This is a genomic window from Streptomyces massasporeus, assembly GCF_014648995.1.
Taxonomy (GTDB): Bacteria; Actinomycetota; Actinomycetes; order Streptomycetales; family Streptomycetaceae; genus Streptomyces; species Streptomyces massasporeus.
This window is the reverse complement of sequence record NZ_BMSE01000008.1, coordinates 117904-134823: the sequence shown is the minus strand read 5'-3', so window position 1 is coordinate 134823 and position 16920 is coordinate 117904. Positions and strand designations below refer to the sequence as shown.

Annotated in this window: 18 protein-coding genes and 1 pseudogene; 7 read left to right on the top strand and 12 right to left on the bottom strand. The window is 68.2% G+C overall.

The window, feature by feature from the left end; all coding sequences use genetic code 11:
* Positions 1–83 precede the first annotated feature (83 nt).
* The 4 genes from cysS to IE153_RS19525 all read right to left on the bottom strand — a co-directional run bounded on the left by cysS (position 84) and on the right by IE153_RS19525 (position 3639).
* Positions 84–1481, bottom strand: coding sequence for a cysteine--tRNA ligase (cysS, locus tag IE153_RS19540; protein WP_189590987.1), 1398 nt, complete (start codon positions 1479–1481; stop codon positions 84–86).
* 100 nt (positions 1482–1581) lie between these two features.
* Positions 1582–2076 carry a 2-C-methyl-D-erythritol 2,4-cyclodiphosphate synthase gene (gene ispF, locus IE153_RS19535; RefSeq protein ID WP_097217387.1) on the bottom strand — a complete coding sequence of 165 codons (495 nt, stop codon included), beginning with the start codon at positions 2074–2076 and terminating at the stop codon, positions 1582–1584.
* The gene (ispD, locus tag IE153_RS19530) at positions 2066–2830 is read right to left on the bottom strand and encodes a 2-C-methyl-D-erythritol 4-phosphate cytidylyltransferase (RefSeq protein WP_189590985.1); all 765 of its coding nucleotides are present in this window, start codon (positions 2828–2830) and stop codon (positions 2066–2068) included. Before ispD ends, ispF begins: the two co-directional genes overlap by 11 nt.
* A gap of 326 nt (positions 2831–3156) precedes the next feature.
* The gene (locus IE153_RS19525) at positions 3157–3639 is read right to left on the bottom strand and encodes a CarD family transcriptional regulator (RefSeq protein WP_003953493.1); all 483 of its coding nucleotides are present in this window, start codon (positions 3637–3639) and stop codon (positions 3157–3159) included.
* A 604-nt stretch (positions 3640–4243) separates the two neighbouring features.
* Here IE153_RS19525 and IE153_RS19520 point away from each other — a divergent pair.
* The gene (locus IE153_RS19520) at positions 4244–4927 is read left to right on the top strand and encodes a copper chaperone PCu(A)C domain-containing protein (RefSeq protein WP_189590983.1); all 684 of its coding nucleotides are present in this window, start codon (positions 4244–4246) and stop codon (positions 4925–4927) included.
* A 90-nt stretch (positions 4928–5017) separates the two neighbouring features.
* Here IE153_RS19520 and phoP read toward each other — a convergent pair whose 3' ends face one another.
* Entirely contained in the window at positions 5018–5689 is a 672-nt protein-coding gene (gene phoP / locus IE153_RS19515; protein ID WP_020271862.1) for a two-component system response regulator PhoP, read from the bottom strand.
* A gap of 5 nt (positions 5690–5694) precedes the next feature.
* Positions 5695–6987 carry a two-component system sensor histidine kinase PhoR gene (gene phoR / locus IE153_RS19510; protein WP_189590981.1) on the bottom strand — a complete coding sequence of 431 codons (1293 nt, stop codon included), beginning with the start codon at positions 6985–6987 and terminating at the stop codon, positions 5695–5697.
* 266 nt (positions 6988–7253) lie between these two features.
* On the opposite strand from phoR, the gene phoU reads away from it, so the two are divergent.
* The 3 genes from phoU to IE153_RS19495 all read left to right on the top strand — a co-directional run bounded on the left by phoU (position 7254) and on the right by IE153_RS19495 (position 8734).
* Positions 7254–7955, top strand: coding sequence for a phosphate signaling complex protein PhoU (gene phoU / locus IE153_RS19505; RefSeq protein WP_189590979.1), 702 nt, complete (start codon positions 7254–7256; stop codon positions 7953–7955).
* A gap of 208 nt (positions 7956–8163) precedes the next feature.
* Entirely contained in the window at positions 8164–8319 is a 156-nt protein-coding gene (locus tag IE153_RS19500; protein WP_175433285.1) for a hypothetical protein, read from the top strand.
* A gap of 163 nt (positions 8320–8482) precedes the next feature.
* Positions 8483–8734: an SCO4226 family nickel-binding protein gene (locus IE153_RS19495; RefSeq protein ID WP_189590977.1), complete on the top strand. Its 252-nt coding sequence runs from the start codon at positions 8483–8485 to the stop codon at positions 8732–8734.
* A gap of 36 nt (positions 8735–8770) precedes the next feature.
* On the opposite strand, the gene IE153_RS19490 is transcribed toward IE153_RS19495, so the two are convergent.
* From IE153_RS19490 to IE153_RS19480, 3 genes are all read right to left on the bottom strand, one after another.
* Positions 8771–9916 (bottom strand): RNA polymerase sigma factor, encoded by a 1146-nt coding sequence (locus IE153_RS19490; RefSeq protein ID WP_189590970.1) that lies wholly within the window; start codon positions 9914–9916, stop codon positions 8771–8773.
* Positions 9909–10331: a YciI family protein gene (locus IE153_RS19485; protein WP_189590968.1), complete on the bottom strand. Its 423-nt coding sequence runs from the start codon at positions 10329–10331 to the stop codon at positions 9909–9911. The genes IE153_RS19490 and IE153_RS19485 overlap by 8 nt, the downstream gene beginning before the upstream one ends.
* A gap of 110 nt (positions 10332–10441) precedes the next feature.
* Positions 10442–11071 (bottom strand): DinB family protein, encoded by a 630-nt coding sequence (locus IE153_RS19480; RefSeq protein WP_229829060.1) that lies wholly within the window; start codon positions 11069–11071, stop codon positions 10442–10444.
* A gap of 325 nt (positions 11072–11396) precedes the next feature.
* Between IE153_RS19480 and IE153_RS19475 the strand changes: the two genes are divergently transcribed.
* From IE153_RS19475 to IE153_RS42375, 3 genes and pseudogenes are all read left to right on the top strand, one after another.
* Positions 11397–12134 (top strand): dienelactone hydrolase family protein, encoded by a 738-nt coding sequence (locus tag IE153_RS19475; RefSeq protein ID WP_189590966.1) that lies wholly within the window; start codon positions 11397–11399, stop codon positions 12132–12134.
* Between the two features lie 175 nt (positions 12135–12309).
* Entirely contained in the window at positions 12310–12471 is a 162-nt protein-coding gene (locus IE153_RS19470; protein WP_189590964.1) for a hypothetical protein, read from the top strand.
* A 12-nt stretch (positions 12472–12483) separates the two neighbouring features.
* Positions 12484–12639 (top strand): annotated as a pseudogene (locus IE153_RS42375) (DUF6415 family natural product biosynthesis protein); the annotation flags it as partial.
* 740 nt (positions 12640–13379) lie between these two features.
* Here the strand turns inward: IE153_RS42375 and IE153_RS19465 are convergent.
* The 3 genes from IE153_RS19465 to IE153_RS19455 form a co-directional block, all read right to left on the bottom strand.
* On the bottom strand, positions 13380–15200 hold the full coding sequence (locus tag IE153_RS19465) for a DUF262 domain-containing protein (protein WP_189590962.1): 1821 nt from the start codon (positions 15198–15200) through the stop codon (positions 13380–13382).
* Between the two features lie 224 nt (positions 15201–15424).
* On the bottom strand, positions 15425–15994 hold the full coding sequence (locus tag IE153_RS19460) for a GNAT family N-acetyltransferase (protein ID WP_189590960.1): 570 nt from the start codon (positions 15992–15994) through the stop codon (positions 15425–15427).
* On the bottom strand, positions 15991–16764 hold the full coding sequence (locus IE153_RS19455) for a GntR family transcriptional regulator (protein ID WP_189590958.1): 774 nt from the start codon (positions 16762–16764) through the stop codon (positions 15991–15993). The genes IE153_RS19460 and IE153_RS19455 overlap by 4 nt, the downstream gene beginning before the upstream one ends.
* Positions 16765–16920 lie beyond the last annotated feature (156 nt).

The following is a 16920-nucleotide window of genomic DNA, read 5'->3' as shown; positions in this document are numbered from 1 at the left end:
ACGGCTGTGTATGTCTGTTCCGTCTATGCAGTGTGCCGCCCGGAGGCCCGGGCGGCACAGTCGGTCAGCCCGTGGGGCTCGTCTCAGCGCGGACCGAGGCTCCAGCGCGGTCCCTGCGGGCCGTCCTCGATGACCAGGCCGGACTGGCCGAGCTGGTCGCGGATGGCGTCCGCGGTGGGCCAGTCCTTGCGGGCCCGGGCGGCCTCGCGCTGGTCGAGGACCATGCGGACGAGCGTGTCGACCACGCCGTGCAGGTCCTCGCCCCGGTCGCCCTCACCGGCCCACTGCGCGTCGAGCGGGTCGAGGCCGAGCACGCCGAGCATCGCGCGGACCTCGGCGAGCCGGGCCACGGCAGCTTCCTTGTCGTCGGCGGCCAGCGCGCTGTTGCCCTGCCGGACCGTGGTGTGCACCACGGCGAGCGCCTGCGGCACACCCAGGTCGTCGTCCATGGCCTCGGCGAAGGCGAGCGGCACCTCGGGGGCGGGCTCGACGACGCCGGCCTTCTCCACCACGCGCTGCACGAAGCCCTCGATCCGCGCGAACGCCGACTCGGCCTCGCGCAACGCCTCCTCGCTGTACTCGATCATCGACCGGTAGTGCGGGGTGCCGAGGTAGTAGCGCAGCACGATGGGACGCCAGCGCTTGACCATCTCGCTGACCAGGACCGAGTTGCCGAGCGACTTGGACATCTTCTCGCCGCTCATGGTGACCCAGGCGTTGTGCACCCAGTACCGGGCGAACTCGTCGCCGTAGGCCTTGGCCTGCGCGATCTCGTTCTCGTGGTGCGGGAAGACCAGGTCCAGGCCGCCGCCGTGGATGTCGAAGGCGGTCCCGAGGTACTTGTGCGCCATCGCCGAGCACTCCAGGTGCCAGCCCGGGCGACCACGCCCGAACGGCGTCTCCCAGCTCGGTTCCCCGGGCTTCTCCGCCTTCCACATGGCGAAGTCACGCGGGTCGCGCTTGCCGGTGATGCCCTCCTCGGCGGGCTGCCGCATCTCGTCGAGGTCCTGCCGGGACAGCTCCAGATAGGAGGGCCAGGAGCGGACGTCGAAGTAGACGCTGCCGTCGGCCTCGTAGGCGTGCCCGCGCTCGATGAGGCCGCGCATCATCTCGACCATCTCGGTGATGTGGCCGGTGGCACGCGGCTCGTAGGTGGGCGGCAGGCAACCGAGCACGGTGTAGCCGTCGTTGAAGGCGCGCTCGTTCTCGTAGCCGATGGCCCACCAGGGGCGGTCCTGCTCGCCGGCCTTCCAGATGATCTTGTCGTCGATGTCCGTCACGTTCCGCACGAACGTGACGTCGTAGCCGCGGTACTCGAACCAGCGGCGCATGATGTCGAAGTTCAGCCCGGAACGGATGTGCCCGATGTGCGGGGCGGCCTGCACGGTGGCACCGCACAGGTAGATCGAGACGCAACCCGGCTGGAGCGGGGAGAAGTCACGGATCTGCCGGGCGCTGGTGTCGTACAGGCGAATAGTCACCACTCCAGGGTAGTGGGCCCCGGGGTGTGCATCAGGACCTTCACCCCGGGGGCGCACATATTCGTGACATTGGCAATGGGAACGCCCCGGGCCCTTGTCTTCAGCCGGTGCGCACGACCAGTGCGGTGGCCACCGCCATCAGCCCTTCCTCCCGGCCGGGGAAGCCCAGGCCGTCCGTCGTCGCGCCCGACACCGACACCGGGGCCCCGGCCGCCTCCGACAGGAGTTTCTGGGCCTCGTCCCGGCGCTTGCCGATCTTCGGGCGGGGGCCCACCACCTGTACGGCGATGTTGCCGATCCGGAAGCCCGCCTCGCGCACGATGCGCGCGGCCTCGGTGAGGAGGGTGACTCCGGAGGCGCCCGACCACTCGGGACGGCCCGTGCCGAAGTGCTGTCCGAGGTCGCCGAGACCCGCGGCGGAGAAGAGGGCGTTGCAGGCGGCGTGGGCGACGACGTCCGCGTCGGAGTGTCCGGCCAGGCCCGGGCCCGCGTCCTCCCACTTCAGGCCGGCGCACCACAGCTCGCGGCCCTCCTCGAAGGCGTGGATGTCGGTGCCGATGCCGACCTGGGGCAGAACAGGCTGGTCAGAAGCCATCGTTGAGCCTCCTGCGGGCCAGGACCGCCTCCGCGAGGACCAGGTCCAGGGGGCGGGTGACCTTGAAGGCCTCCTCGTGTCCGGGGACGGCCACGACGGTGAGGCCGAGCTGCTCGACCATGCCGGCGTCGTCGGTGACCTCGCCGGTCACCGTCTCGTGCGCCCGCACCAGCGTGGCCCGGTCGAAGCCCTGCGGGGTCTGCACCGCCCGCAGCAGCGAGCGCTCCGGCGTGGCGACGACCGGCTCCGGCTCGCCGGGGGTGCCGGCGGGCTCGACCTGCTTGACGGTGTCGGCCAGCGGCAGCGCCGGCACCACGGCCGGTGCGCCGTCCCGTACGGCCTCGATCACGGCGTCGACCGTGTCCACCGGCACCAGCGGCCGGGCCGCGTCGTGGACCAAGACGATGTCGTGGCCGGGCGGGAGGGCGTCGAGGCCGAGCTTCACGGACTCCTGGCGGCTGCGCCCGCCCGGGACGACGAGGAAGTCCGTCCGCTCGGGCAGCGCGTGCGCGTCGAGCAGCGTCTTGACCTCGGCGGCGCCGTCGGGCGGGGCCACGACGACGACCAGGGAGACGGCGCGGGAGGCGGCCATCGCCCGGACCGCGTGGATCAGCATGGGGGTGCCGCCCAGCGCGCGGAGTGCCTTGGGGGCGCCCGGGCCGAGCCGTACACCCCGGCCGGCGGCCGGGATCACGGCCGCCGTACGGGCCGTGGAGGGGCCTGCGGGCGGCGAGGGACGCGAATCGTCAGACATCGGTTCCTGTCAGGTTTGTGTGCTGGCCTGGCGTGGGTATGGCCTGGAGGAGTGCCGGGCGCGACGCGCTCGACCGGACCCTTCCGTGACGCCGGTCGAGCCGGCTGCCCGGGCCCGGCACGCCAGACAAACAACCGGGGCGTGAGTGATAACACATCCCGGGGTGACGGTGCATCGGCATCGGGGTACGAACATGCCGCAGCGCCCGGCGACAAGGAATTCGTCATCGGGCACCGCGGCATTTCGATGTGCAGGCGCGCGCTTGATCAGCAGCCTTGATCAGCATCAGCCTTGATCAGCACAGCGCTGAGCGACCGGGCTTCGCCTCAGGAGGCGAGAACCTCGTCGAGCAGAGCTTCGGCCTTGTCCTCGTTGGTGTTCTCCGCGAGGGCCAGCTCGCTCACCAGGATCTGGCGGGCCTTGGCGAGCATGCGCTTCTCACCGGCGGAGAGTCCACGCTCACGCTCACGACGCCACAGGTCACGCACCACTTCCGCGACCTTGATGACATCGCCCGAGGCGAGCTTCTCCAGGTTTGCCTTGTATCGACGGGACCAGTTCGTGGGCTCCTCGGCGTACGGCGCGCGCAGCACCTCGAAGACCCGGTCCAGCCCGTCCTGACCGACCACATCACGCACGCCGACGAACTCCGCATTGTCCGCTGGCACACGTACCGTCAGGTCGCCCTGGGCGACCTTCAGCACCAAGTAGGTCTTGTCCACGCCTTTGATCTGGCGAGTTTCGATAGCCTCGATCAGCGCGGCCCCGTGATGGGGATAGACCACGGTGTCGCCAACCTTGAACGTCATGTGACAGGTACCCCTTCCGTGGCTATCCAGGGTAACACGGAAACTGCGGGTTCTGAATGGCGTTTTCGCAGGTCAGGGCATATCTCGGGGCTTGACAACTCCAACAGGAACGTGCTTCGGACAGGGAGTGGAAGAAGGTATTCGCAGGTGGGAGCGGCTCTCCGGGGTGAGCGAAACGCGTACGTTACACGCATCCCGAGCATCCCCCAGAAGGCCGAACATCCCCATATGTCCGGTTCCGTATGATCGACTTCCGCTACTCCGTTCGGAGGCCCGAGCCGGGTTCCGGTCGAATCCGGAATTGATCACCAGCCGCCCCGGCGGGCCGCCGATGATCAATTTCGAGGTACTCCGCGCATTCCTTCACGGAACATTTGCGGTACTGCCCGGGGCTCTTAGCGGTACTGCCCGGGGCTCTTATGTGAATGCCGGACGAGCACCGCGTCAATGTGACCCGGGAGTCATGTGTGACTCAGGTGGGATCGCCGGTGACGGGGGGTCGGGTGCGGCCGGACCAGGACGGCTCGGTAACCTAAGGCCCGCTGACAGACACTTAGGGCGGCTTTTCCGGCCGCTCCGCTCGAGTCAAGGAGTTGCCGCCGCCGTGAGCAGCAGCCTTCGACGCGGTGCCCTCGCCGCCGTCGTCACCGCGTTCTCGATCGCCTCGCTCGCCGCGTGCGGCGCCGGCAACAACGCTCAGACCCTGGAGATCCAGCCGGACAACGCGGCCACGAGCGTCGGCGACATCAAGGTCCAGAACGCCATCGTCATCACGCAGCCCGACCTCGAGTCGACGGGCCCGGCCGCGGTCTCCGCGACCCTGTTCAACTCCGGCAAGAGCGCCGAGACGCTGGAGTCCATCACTCTCCCCGGCACCGGCAAGACCGCCGAGCTCAAGCCCGCCAAGGGCGGCAGCCTCAGCATCCCGCCTGGTGGCTCGCTGATCCTGGGCGGCAAGGACAACGCCACGGCGATGCTGCCGAGCAGCCGTGAGGCAGTGCAGGACGGCAACGCCCAGAAGGTCACCTTCACCTTCAGCAAGACGGGTGCCGTGAGCCTGCGCGCGTTCGTCGTCCCCGCCGAGCACTACTTCAAGGAGTGGGGCCCGTCCGAGGTCCCGGCCGCGCCGGGTGCGTCGTCGTCCCCGTCCGGGTCGCCGTCCGGTTCCCCGGCCGAGGGTGCCTCGGGCGCGCCGGAGAGCCCCGCGGGCGGTGAGACGCCGGGTGGCCACGAGGCGTCCGGCACGCCGAGCGACGCGGCCTCGGCGAGCGCGGGCGCCGGCCACTGAGCCGGTCCTGGAACGAATGGCACGAAGGGCGGGACCTCCCCGAGGGGAGGTCCCGCCCTTCGTTCTGTTCTGCCGTCGTGCGCGGCCGGTCTACGGCTCGAACTTGTAGCCGAGGCCGCGGACCGTCACCAGGTAGCGCGGGGCCCCCGGGTCCGGCTCGATCTTGGCGCGCAGCCGCTTGACGTGGACGTCGAGGGTCTTGGTGTCACCGACGTAGTCGGCACCCCAGACGCGGTCGATGAGCTGCATGCGGGTCAGGACGCGGCCGGCGTTGCGCAGCAGCATCTCCAGCAGGTCGAACTCCTTCAGCGGCAGGTCGATCTTGGTGCCGCCGACGGTGACCACGTGCCGGTCGACGTCCATGCGGACCGGACCGGCCTCCAGGGCCGCCGGGGTGACCTCCTCGGGCTCGCCGCGGCGGCGCAGCACCGCACGGATGCGCGCGACCAGCTCGCGCGAGGAGAACGGCTTGGTGACGTAGTCGTCGGCTCCTATCTCCAGCCCGACGACCTTGTCGATCTCACTGTCCTTGGCGGTCACCATGATGACGGGGACGTTGGAACGGCCACGCAGCTGGCGGCACACCTCGGTGCCCGGCAGGCCGGGCAGCATCAGGTCGAGGAGGACGAGGTCGGCGCCGTTGCGCTCGAACTCATCGAGTCCGTCGGGCCCGGTGGTCGCGACGGCGACCTCGAAGCCCTCCTTGCGGAGCATGTACGACAGGGCGTCGGAGAAGGACTCCTCGTCCTCGACGACGAGCACTCGGGTCACGGAAGGACCTCCGGGGCGGGAAGCGTTTCGTACGCGGTTGATTCGGGGGATGTGGGGGTGGACCGCCCGGCCTCCTCGTCGAGGCCCGCGCCTCCTGCGCGCTCGTGTCGGGCGGTCTGCTGATGTGCGCGGTCGCGGGCCGCACCGGCCTCCGGCAGCCGCAGGGTGAAGGTGGAGCCCTGGCCTTCGGCGCTCCACACCGCGACCTCCCCGCCGTGCGAGGCGGCCACGTGCTTCACGATCGCCAGCCCCAGTCCCGTACCGCCGGTGGCACGGGAGCGGGCCGGGTCGACGCGGTAGAAGCGCTCGAAGATGCGCTCCTTGTCCTTGTCGGAGATGCCGATGCCCTGGTCGGTGACGGCGATCTCGATGTGGTCCCCGCCGGGCGCGTTCACACTGCGGGCCGCAATGCCGACGCGGGTGCGGGCGGGCGAGTAGTTGACCGCGTTCTCGACGAGGTTGCCGAGGGCGGCGGCGAGCTGGCCGCGGTTTCCCCAGACGCGCAGGTCTGCGGCCCCGCCCGCGGCCATGGTGATCTGTTTGGCGCCGGCCTGGTGCCGGCAGCGGTCGACGGCCTCGGCGACGAGCTCGTCGACGCGGACCGGCTCGGCGTCCTCCAGCGGGTCGTCGTTCTGCACCCGTGAGAGGTCGATGAGCTCCTGCACCAGGCTGGTCAGCCGGGTGGCCTCGATCTGCATGCGTCCGGCGAACCGCTCGACGGCCTCGGGGTCGTCGGACGCGTCCATCACAGCCTCGGAGAGCAGCGAGAGGGCGCCCACCGGCGTCTTCAGCTCGTGGCTCACGTTGGCGACGAAGTCGCGCCGGACCGCCTCGATGCGGCGGGCCTCGGTCAGGTCCTCCACGAGCAGCAGCACCAGCCGGGAGCCGAGCGGCGCGACCCGCGCGGAGACGGCCAGGGCCTCTCCGCGTCCGGTGCCGCGCCGTGGCAGATCGAGCTCGACCTGGCGTATCTCGCCGTCCCGGCGGGTGTCCCTGGCCATCTGCAGCATCGGCTCGACGGCGAGCTTGCCGCCGCGGACCAGGCCGAGGGCGTACGCCGCCGAGCTGGCCTTGACCACGGCGTCCGCCTCGTCGAGGACGACGGCGGACGACCTGAGGACCGACAGGACGGTGTCCACGCCCGGCGGGAGCACCGCGTCGGTGTGCAGGGAGCTACGGGTGGGGCGCTTCTGCTCGCGCTCACTCCACCGGAACGCCAGCACGGCGATGACACCGGTGAGCACCCCGGCGATCGCTGCCGCTGCGGCAACCGCCGCGTTCACGTCCATGCACCCAGGTTAGGCATGGCTCGGGCACCCTCCACAGCCGTCGGGGTGCGAGCTCGAACACTCGTCGCCCAGAGTTCACCTTGGAGCCAGTATTGGTTCATTTGGGATGACGGAAACGGACGCGTACGGGGCGGAACGTGGGAGCGTGGGGTTCGGACCGTTGGTAATACGACGGTCGTACCGCCGGTTGTTCGGTGGGCCCCGGCTTGTTCGGCGGGCCCCGGCCCGATGAACCCCCGACACAGACGCACGAGAGGGAAAGCCTGATGCGGGACGCGTACCACGAGGAACTGGACTCGATAAGCGACAGTCTGGTGGAGATGGCCCGGCTGGTCGGGTCGGCGATCGGGCGCGCCACGACCGCCATGCTCGACTCCGATCTGAAGCTGGCCGAGGCCGTCATCGAGGCCGACCAGAAGGTCGACGAGCTCCAGCACGACCTGGAGGCCCGGGCCATAGCCCTGCTGGCGCGGCAGCAGCCGGTGGCGACGGACCTGCGCATCGTCGTCACGTCGCTGCGGATGTCGGCCGACCTGGAGCGCTCGGGCGACCTCGCCCAGCACGTGGCGAAGCTCGCGCGCCTGCGCTACCCGGACCGCGCGGTCCCGAGCGACCTGCACGCCACCATCCTGGAGATGGGCCAGCTCGCGCAGCGCCTGATGGCGAAGGCCGCCGAGGTGATCGTCACCAAGGACGTCGACCTGGCGCTCCAGCTGGAGCAGGACGACGACGAGATGGACCTGCTGCACCGCACCCTCTTCCAGCACCTGATGGACGACCGCTGGAAGCACGGCATCGAGACGGCCGTGGACGTCACGCTGCTCGGCCGCTACTACGAGCGGTTCGCCGACCACGCGGTGTCGGTCGCCAAGCGTGTGGTGTACCTGGTGACGGGTGAGCACGCGGACGAGCTCCAGACGGACGCGCAGCCGGAGATCCAGGCGGTTTCGGGGGCCGAGAGCGCCTGACGGGGCCGTGCCGGGCGCCGGCCGGGGCGGGAGCAGGGCGCCGACCCGGGGGCGGGTGCCGGGGGCGGGTGCCGGGGGCGGGTGCCGGGGGCGGGTGCCGGGGGCGGACAGGGATCGGCTGGGGCGCGTGGGCGCCTCAGTGCGCCGTTGATGCGCCCAGCGGAACGGGCATCCAATGGGCACAGGCACCAGCCTCGAGGAGGGACCCATGGCCGAATCCCCCAGTACGACGCCCGACCCCGCCCGGCAGCGCGAGACCGAGCAGCCCGTCGAGATCAGGAGCCTTCCCCTGATCGCCGCGTGCGGCTGCGGCTCGGGCTGCGGCTGCGGTTGCCAGTCGGGCAGCCCCTGCCAGTGCGGCTGACGCCGACGCGTTGTCGTACGACCTGGAGTTCGTACGACCCGCAGGGCCCGGCGGTCTCGCCGGGCCCTGCGGCGTGGGGTCGCCCCCGTGGCCGTACGGGCGGAGCATGGGAGGGAGGCAAGGCGACGCCGGCCGGCGCCGTGCCGGGAAGGAGACGCGCGGCATGCCCAAGTTCATGGATGTCCATCGCGGCATGAAAGGCATCACGGAGGAACAGCTCCGTGAAGCCCACAACGCGGACCTCGCCATAGAGAAGGACGAGCAGGTCCACTTCGAGATGGCCTGGGCGGACCCGGAGTCCGGCCACGTCTACTGTCTCTCCGAGGCACCCTCGGCCGAAGCGGTCCAGCGCATTCACGAGCGGGCCGGGCACATGGCGGACGAGGTGCACCCTGTGCCGTTGTCCGTCAAGTGACCTGTGACCGTCGAGTGACCTGCCGCGTGCGGCCCGTCAGCGGCGCCGGTCGGCGTTGAGGCGGGCCGCCTGGCGGGTCAGATAGTCGCGTTCGGCGAGGTGGGGAGCCTTGCGGGCCGCCTCGGAGTACAGACGGGCGGCCGTTTCCGGGTCGCCGTCGCGCTCGTGGAGGTACGCCGCCACGGCGGTGTGACGGGGCAGCGAGTCGTCCAGCGCCGCGAGCGCCGCCAGTCCCGCGCGCGGTCCGTCGGCCTCGCCCACGGCCACCGCGCGGTTGAGCCGGACGACCGGGTTGTCCGTCAGGCGCAGCAGTTCGTCGTACCACTCCACGATCTGCACCCAGTCGGTCTCCTCGGCGGTGAACGCGTCGGCGTGCAGCGCCGCGATGGCGGCCTGGGCCTGGAACTCGCCCAGCCGGTCGCGGGCGAGTGCCGCCTGCAGGATCCCGATGCCCTCGGCGATGGCCGCGGTGTCCCACCGGCTGCGGTCCTGCTCGGCGAGCGGCACCAGACTGCCGTCGGGCGCGGTACGGCCGGCGCGCCGAGCGTGGTGGAGCAGCATGAGCGCCAGCAGCCCCGCCACCTCGGGGTGGTCGATCGTGCCCGCGAGCTGCCGGGTGAGCCGGATGGCCTCGGCGGAGAGGTCGACGTCGCCGGAGTAGCCCTCGTTGAAGACCAGGTAGAGGACGCGCAGCACGGTCGCGACATCGCCGGGCTGGTCGAACCGCACGCCGGAGACGGTGCGCTTGGCACGGCTGATGCGCTGCGCCATGGTCGCCTCGGGCACCAGGTAGGCGTCAGCGATCTGCCGCGTGGTGAGCCCGCCGACGGCGCGCAGCGTGAGCGCGACCGCCGACGAGGGCGTCAATGAGGGGTGGGCGCACAGGAAATAGAGCTGGAGGGTGTCGTCCACGTCGGGCATGGGCCCGGGCGCCGGCTCCTCGTCGACCAGGTCCTCACGCCGGCGGCGGGCACTGTCCGCCCGCGCCTGGTCGAGGAACTTGCGCCAGGCCGCGGTGACCAGCCAGCCCTTCGCGTCCCGGGGAGGGTCGGCCGGCCACACGCGGAGCGCCTCGATCAGTGCGTCCTGCACGGCGTCCTCGGCCGCCGCGAAGTCGGCTCCGCGGCGGACGAGGATCGTGAGCACGCTCGGGGTGAGGCTGCGCAGCAGTGCCTCATCCATGGACGGAGCACTCCGGGATGGTGGGCGGCGCGGTCAGGAACGGACGCACCTCCAGCCACTCGTGGATCGGCTTCCCGCCCGCGCCGGGAGCGGCGGACAGCTCCCCCGCGAGCTCGACGGCCCGCTCGTGGTTGTCGACGTCGATGATCATCCAGCCGGCGATGAGATCCTTGGTCTCGGCGAACGGGCCGTCGGTGACCGGCGGGCGCCCCTCACCGTCGTACCGGACCCATGAGCCCTCGGGGGCCAGCGCCTGACCGTCGACGAACTCGCCGGTCTTCTCCAGCCGGGCCGCGAAGTCGTTCATGTACTGGATGTGCGCGGAGATCTCCTCCGGCGTCCACTGGTCCATGGGCACGTCGTTGACCGCTGCCGGGGCGCCGCGGTAGTGCTTCAGAAGCAGGTACTTGGCCATCGTCTTCTCCTCGGTCCTGTGCGACCCATCCTGGCCGCCTTCACCCCGGGGACGGAGCCGGACGCGGGTTCTCGACATCGCCGCCGAACTTTTTTCTCAGAAGTTTTCGCTCACTGCCCGACGCGGCCGTCGATGCGTTCGCGCAGGAGGTCGGCGTGGCCGCAGTGCCGTGCGTACTCGGCGATCTGCGCGACCAGGAGGTCGCGGAGCTGGATCTGTCCGCCGGGTTCGGGGCCGAAGTCCGAGTGGCCGGCGTTGCGGGTGGCGAGGTCGGCGATGCCGGCCAGGTAGCGGTCGGTGCGCTCGGCCTCGGTACGCCATTGCCGCCAGGCCGCGTCCACGACCGCCGGGTCGGCGACCGCGCCGTTGAAGTCGCCGTCCCGGTCCTCCGCCGTGCGGTACAGCTTCGGCGCGTCCTCTCCGGCCATCACCCGGCGGACGTGCCGCTCCTCCTCGGTCAGGTGCCGCACCAGCCCGAGCAGGGACATCGTCGACGGCGGGACGGACCGCCTGGCCATCTGCTCGGCGTCCAGGCCCGCGCACTTCATCTCCAGGGTGAGCCGGTAGCTGCGCAGGTTGTCGAGGAGGATGCCGCGTTCGTCGTCGGGCTGGGCGTCGGTCTCGCGGGGGTCGTCCTCGGGGTCGACCCACATGTCGGGGTAGACGGTCGCCCGCGTCCACCGCGTCGTGTCCGAGGCTTCCGCCATCACTGCTTCGCCGGGGTGTTCACCTGAGACCATGCGGGCATGGTGGACCGGGGGGAGCGGGGGCGCCACCGAATATCGGACTGGCGGGTCACACGTCGCGTGAATCTGGGCAGCGGGCGCCTACCGGGGTCTGCTCCGCGAAAGCGACCGGTTCCCGAGGGGGACGCAACCACCGAGGACGCGACTCCTCGTCCAGGACGCTCGGCCAGTCCTCATGTCCCGCGCCAAAGGGACAACGGGATGATCTTGAAACCCTGAGCGCCGGGCCCGTCCCGCATTTCAGAGGGACACCTACGCTGTTCTGCCAGCGTCAGAACACCGGCCGGACCGGGCTCGACGATCACTACAGTCCCGTCTCATGACGCCGATTACGACGCGCACGGTCGAGTACCCGGCCGACGGTTTGACGATGATCGGGTACCTCGCGCTCCCGGCCGGTGTCGACCGCCGGCCCGCAGTGCTGCTCGGACCAGAGGGCATGGGGCTCAGCGACGTCGAGCGCCGCCGGGCCGATGCTCTCGCCGAGCTGGGGTATGTAGCGCTGGCCTTCGACCTTCACGGCGGGCGCTATCTGGGTGACCCCGAGGAGATGCTGGCGCGTTGTATGCCACTACTCGCTGATCCCGACCGGATGCGGCGCATCGGCCACGCGGCACTCGACGAGTTGCGCACCGAGCCCCGGACCGACCCCGACCGGATCGCCGCCATCGGCTACGGCACCGGGGGCGCCATCGCGCTGGAACTCGGGCGAGGCGGCGTCAACCTGCGCGCGATCGGGACAGTCAACGCGACTACCACGGGCCGACCGGGCGAGGCAGCGCGCATCCGCTGCCCGGTGTGGGCCGGGGTCGGATCGGAAGACCCGATCATGCCGCCCGCGCAACGAAACGCGTTCACCGCTGAGATGCAGGCCGCGGGCGTCGACTGGCGCCTCGCGATCTATGGCGGCGCCTTGCACGCCTTCCACCACCCGCCGGTCGACCACCCCGTGGTCCCCGGTGTCGGCTACCACCCACAGCACGCGCAGCGAGCCTGGCGCGACGTCGTCGACCTGCTCGCCGAGTGCCTGCCCGTGACGGAGGACCTGGGGGCATGACCCAGGCAGGCATGGATCTGTGACGAGGCATCGACGCCGAAGCGGTCCTCGCCCCAGCCGGATGGGCGCCGCCCATATGCTGCATCGGCTCGATCGAGCCGACACCGCCGTGCGACACCGGGCCAACGCCGGCGCTCGTCGTGGTGGGCCGATACCCGGTCGAGGAGGACGAGTCGTGACCGCGCCCGTCGGCAAGGCCGCGCCCCCGCTGGACGTCGAGACGCCGCGCGCCTGCGCGGACCGGCTCCTCGCGCACGACAATGCGGCGTCGGCGCCGGACCGATTGGAGACGCTCACGCGCCAGCTGCACGGCCATCTCATGCCGGCTGTCCCCTAGGTCGAGACGGCGGCGCTGGCTCTGCCCGAGGACAACGTGGCGCGGGCGTGTGCGCTCTCCTGCGTCGGGGAGGCCCGCCTGCGGTTGGGCGCCGAGCCCGGCCGCGTTCTGTCTGCCGCGGCCCGGACCACTCACGCGCAACGCCTTGGCCGTTCCGTCCGCACGCTCTGCGACCACGAGAGTGAGGACCATCAGTGCCCTGACGCCCCCGAGCGAGCCGCCTACGTCCGCATGCTGCTGCACTGCTCCGGGTGCCGGGACTGCCGGATCGTGGATGACAACGGCGAGGCCGTCGGCGACTGCGTGACCGGCGACCGGCTCTACGAGGAGTACCGGCAGGCCCGGCGCGGTCTCGTCCTCGGGAATGGCCTCTGAGGGACCAGAGACGGCCCCAGCCCCACCAAGAAGCCCCCGCCCCGCGAAGAAACCGCAGTTCGGGGGCTTACTGGCGTCGAGTTACTTCTTCTTGCCCTGGGTCTGGCGGGCCCGCTTTTCGCCCCTGGTCAGCGAGCTGCGCATCTCAAGTGACCTGCGGTTGACCCGTCGTTGTTGGTCGTTGTTGGTCGACCGCTGTCGACCTCGGAGGGCCCAGAGAGGGCCCAGCGGTGTCGCCCTGGACTCTCAGCCACGAAGAAGAGCAGCCATCTGATCCATAGGCGTGTTCACCCTGGATGGGCGACCCACCAACCAGCCCTTGAGCGCCGACAATCCACTGGGCTCAGCCCACCTCTCTCAAACTACGCGACCCCAGGGTCCGACTCTCGAAGAGCTTAAAGTCGTCACGCCGCACCTTCGTGAGTTGCCTCGACGCCCACACGCCGAGGCACTCACGTGGCGCTACAGGGAATGGCAGTCGCATGCTGGCCGGCAGGAGTAGCTAGGCACGACTGGTGCGGAGTATTCCTGCGCTACAGGCGCCACACCCGATCCAAAGCGTCGGTCGCCAGGAAAAGTGACCTCGCCTCAATCTGGGCATCAGATGGAGAATCGCTACCGCTCGCTTCCCACGAGGCGAGTTCCCGATCGAAAAACGCACTCCCTGCCTTGAGTTTCGCAGCCTTAACCGACAGCGGAGCGTCCCCAAGGACAGAGTTAAGGCGTTCGGTGAGTAGCGTTAGATTGCCAATCGAGTAGACCGGATCGTTGTATTTCGATGAGGCATTCGATTGTGGCTTGATGTGCTCAATCGACCACGTCGTGAGATTCTGACCCGCTGGCAGCAAGTTTTCTCGCTTCGCGAACGACATCAGTACGTAAGCGATGAAAATCTTACGAGATCGGAGTTTCTGCTTCTGGGTGAGCTGAAGTGAGGGCGCATAGAACAGAGAGCAGAACTCTTTTAGCGCTCTCGCGCGATCGGGCAGACTTGCGCGAAGTTTCTCTTTCAAATCCGTGATGGCCAACGCGACATCGGCGACAGACTTTGCACTCTCCAAGCGAACGGCGAAGCGATTATACCGACCTCGCGTGCCGCCCGTGGAGCCGCCATTCGTTAGTGCGGTGTATTGGAAATGGAAAGCTTCGACGAGTCTTAGGGCTTCGATGACCTGCGCCGGCTTGATGAATTTCGTCTCTCGGAACTTGCGGGCTACGGCGAGGATCGTAGAGTTTGCCACTGAGACATTGAAGATTGCGAGTGCGCGAACACTGTCAACGAAGTCCGGGAGTGCGAAGGCGTTACGCATTCCGTTGACTTTTGGCTGGACCTGCACACTCTCGTCCTCTAGCCACGCATAGTTTTCCGCATCTCGTTCGAGTTCCTCCAGATAGGAGACGTGCGCGGCTGGATTGCCGACCACCATGTGGCTAATCTTCTTAAAGAGTTCAGGTTCCCTCACTGCCTCACGTCGCGAATTCCATGACTGCCAAATGAACCTATCGACAACATCTGCGTTCACACGCCCTAGCTGAACGCGGTCGACTAGCCGGTCCCAGCGGTCTGCGACCGCTTTTCGATCGTCGGCGCCTGTGGCTCCGCCGCGAATCAGTAGGTTCTTGACGAGGTCGGACAGCCGCAAGTCTGCCCCGCGCGTATTCAACGTCTCGAAGACCAGGAATCCGTCTTCTTCAGACGCCAATTCAACCTGGATTACACGCGCCTTCAAGGCGTTTGATCGAATTCCTTTAAGGCGTTCGACCTGTTCGCTCGGAGTCAACCCCTTTATCGCGGCGAGAATCTTCTCCTCAAAGAAGGATCGCGCCTCTCCGATTCGTGTAGCGCTCCCATTCCACTTTTCCCCCGATGGAATGGCGTTCGGTTTCTGAATCTTTTCGTAGAACATAGGTTCAGGTCGACGCAAGACCGGATGGCTCTTGCCATCATCGTCCTCGATCATCAGGTACTTCTGAGTGGCCGTCGCCTGACTGGTGGCCGTATTCGTGTCAAAATCATCGACGTTATCGTACTTATCGGCCACTTCTCTGAGTGTGTCGCGAACAACCGATAGTAGGATTGTACTCGTGGTCAACCTTTGTTGGCCGTCGATAATTGAGTACGTATCGTTGAAAAGAGCTCTTTTCTCGCTGACCCATGTCACCGTAGAGCCAAAGAAGAAATCCCCGTTTGCCAAGATTACATCGTTCCAGAAATCGCTGAGCTGCTCCTGAGTCCAGCTGTAAGGTCGCTGAAAATTGGGAACTTCGTACAGAAACTCTCGGAAGCAATTCTGGATGGTCTTCGTCTGGCTCTTAATTGGAATCAGATCAATGCTAGAAGTTGACTCTGTCATTCCGACCCCCACACCTCGCCACGAAATGCGTCAACGTGAACGGTAGCGCAAGCCCAAGGGTCCACGCTGAAAAACGGGCCCCCAGACCCGGCCGACGGCCCTGGTCAGAGGCGTGCGCACCCCAATTGAACTGCGGCCGGGCCGTCGTTGTGGTCGTCGTCGGTCGACCTCGGAGGGCCCAGAGGGGCCCACGGAGGGCCCGGCAATGTCACCCTGGGCCTCACTCATGAAGAGGAGCAGCCCCCGCCCAGCTTGGGAGTGTCGTCGGTGAAACCGTGCTCCGCAGGACGTGTCGGGCGCTGAGCAAGCCAGCCAGACACCCGAGGGCCGCCGTTCACGGCCGCTCCCTCAACGACTGTCCGAACATGCTCGAAGCCCTGCCGAAGGTAGTACGCCTGAAGCCCCTCATTGGTCGTCCACGCATCGAGACGGAGCCATTTGGCTCCGGCCTGATAAGCCCGATCCCCTGCCCAGTCGAGCAGGCGCCCCCCGACGTTCGCCCCGGCATGCGTGCGCGCCACAGTGAGCTTGTTGATAAACAGGGAGGGCTCTGCGAGTTCCTGCTCTGTCCAGAGTCCTGCCTCTGCATCAGGAGTCAGAGTGATGGTCCCGACCGTCGCATCGTCGTCCACAACCATGAAGACGGTTCCTGCCTCGATGGTCTCCAGCAGCTTGTCAGCGGGATAGGGGCGTCGCCACTGGTCGGTGCCGAGGCGGGAAAGCCAGGCTGCGGCCTCCTCGCGGAAGGCCAGCAGCCTGGAGACGTCGTCCGGGCGGGCGGGGATAATTCTCACTGAGGCTCGTTCTCGCTTCGGGCGGTCAGGTCGCCGATCTCGTAGTTCATCCGGTTCAGATCACCCCGGAACGTCGTGATGGTGCATCGGATGGGCCGCTCTGCCGAGTAGCCCGTCCGCGTCCAGAGCAGCACTGGCACGCCGGCTCCGATCTCCAACAACCGTGCCTCCTCCGGGGTCGGCATCCGCGCGGCGATCTCGTCGAAGTACCCCACCTGCTCAATGCCGCGCGCAGCGAGATACCGCGTGGTGCCTTCCTCTATGTCTCCGGGCTCAGCCAAACGCGGCGAGCCGTCGACCAGCCACGACGGATAGTAGGTGGCCTGAGTCGACCAAGGAACGTCGTCCACATAGCGATGACAAAACCGCAATACAGCCTTCGTACCTGCGGTGACCTTGAGCCGGTCGGCGATCTCCTCTGAGGCCGGCAGCATCTCAACACGGAACGTCTGATGCGGCCGACGCCCCGCGCTGGTCACGTTGGTGTTGTACGCGTCGCCGTTCTGCGGGAAGTTCAGGTTCTCGAACTTCGACGCGTTCAGCTCGAACACCTCGTGTGACTTGACCTCGTAGCCGAGTCCCTGGCTGGACGAGATCAGACCCTCACTGACCAGCAGACTCAGACCGTTCCTGACGGTGTTCCGGGACGCGTCGAACCGCTGCTGAAGCTCACTCTCCGAGGGCAGCCGCGCGCCTGGCGGGAAGTCGCCATTGGCGATCTCTCGGCGCAGGACGTCGGCCACCTGGCGGTACTTCGGTTGCTTGTTCATGACCCCATCATGACGCACTCGCCCCACTTGTTGGTACAGGCAGCCTCTAACCCCTTGACGCCCCACCATCCAGCGGTGCAACATCACTGCATCAGCTTGTACCAACAAGCTGAGCAGGTGGTGCAACACCATTGAGTGCGCCCGCTTGCGCTGATG

What these genes read in the sequence shown, in the direction of transcription:
- ispF (WP_097217387.1), bottom strand. Translation starts at nt 2,076, where the DNA reads ATGGCTTCTGACCAGCCTGTTCTGCCCCAGGTCGGCATCGGCACCGAC.
- ispD (WP_189590985.1), bottom strand. Translation starts at nt 2,830, where the DNA reads ATGTCTGACGATTCGCGTCCCTCGCCGCCCGCAGGCCCCTCCACGGCC.
- IE153_RS19525 (WP_003953493.1), bottom strand. Translation starts at nt 3,639, where the DNA reads ATGACGTTCAAGGTTGGCGACACCGTGGTCTATCCCCATCACGGGGCC.
- phoR (WP_189590981.1), bottom strand. Translation starts at nt 6,987, where the DNA reads ATGGACGTGAACGCGGCGGTTGCCGCAGCGGCAGCGATCGCCGGGGTG.
- phoU (WP_189590979.1), top strand. Translation starts at nt 7,254, where the DNA reads ATGCGGGACGCGTACCACGAGGAACTGGACTCGATAAGCGACAGTCTG.
- IE153_RS19500 (WP_175433285.1), top strand. Translation starts at nt 8,164, where the DNA reads ATGGCCGAATCCCCCAGTACGACGCCCGACCCCGCCCGGCAGCGCGAG.
- IE153_RS19495 (WP_189590977.1), top strand. Translation starts at nt 8,483, where the DNA reads ATGCCCAAGTTCATGGATGTCCATCGCGGCATGAAAGGCATCACGGAG.
- IE153_RS19490 (WP_189590970.1), bottom strand. Translation starts at nt 9,916, where the DNA reads ATGGATGAGGCACTGCTGCGCAGCCTCACCCCGAGCGTGCTCACGATC.
- IE153_RS19485 (WP_189590968.1), bottom strand. Translation starts at nt 10,331, where the DNA reads ATGGCCAAGTACCTGCTTCTGAAGCACTACCGCGGCGCCCCGGCAGCG.
- IE153_RS19480 (WP_229829060.1), bottom strand. Translation starts at nt 11,071, where the DNA reads ATGGTCTCAGGTGAACACCCCGGCGAAGCAGTGATGGCGGAAGCCTCG.
- IE153_RS19475 (WP_189590966.1), top strand. Translation starts at nt 11,397, where the DNA reads ATGACGCCGATTACGACGCGCACGGTCGAGTACCCGGCCGACGGTTTG.
- IE153_RS19465 (WP_189590962.1), bottom strand. Translation starts at nt 15,200, where the DNA reads ATGACAGAGTCAACTTCTAGCATTGATCTGATTCCAATTAAGAGCCAG.
- IE153_RS19455 (WP_189590958.1), bottom strand. Translation starts at nt 16,764, where the DNA reads ATGAACAAGCAACCGAAGTACCGCCAGGTGGCCGACGTCCTGCGCCGA.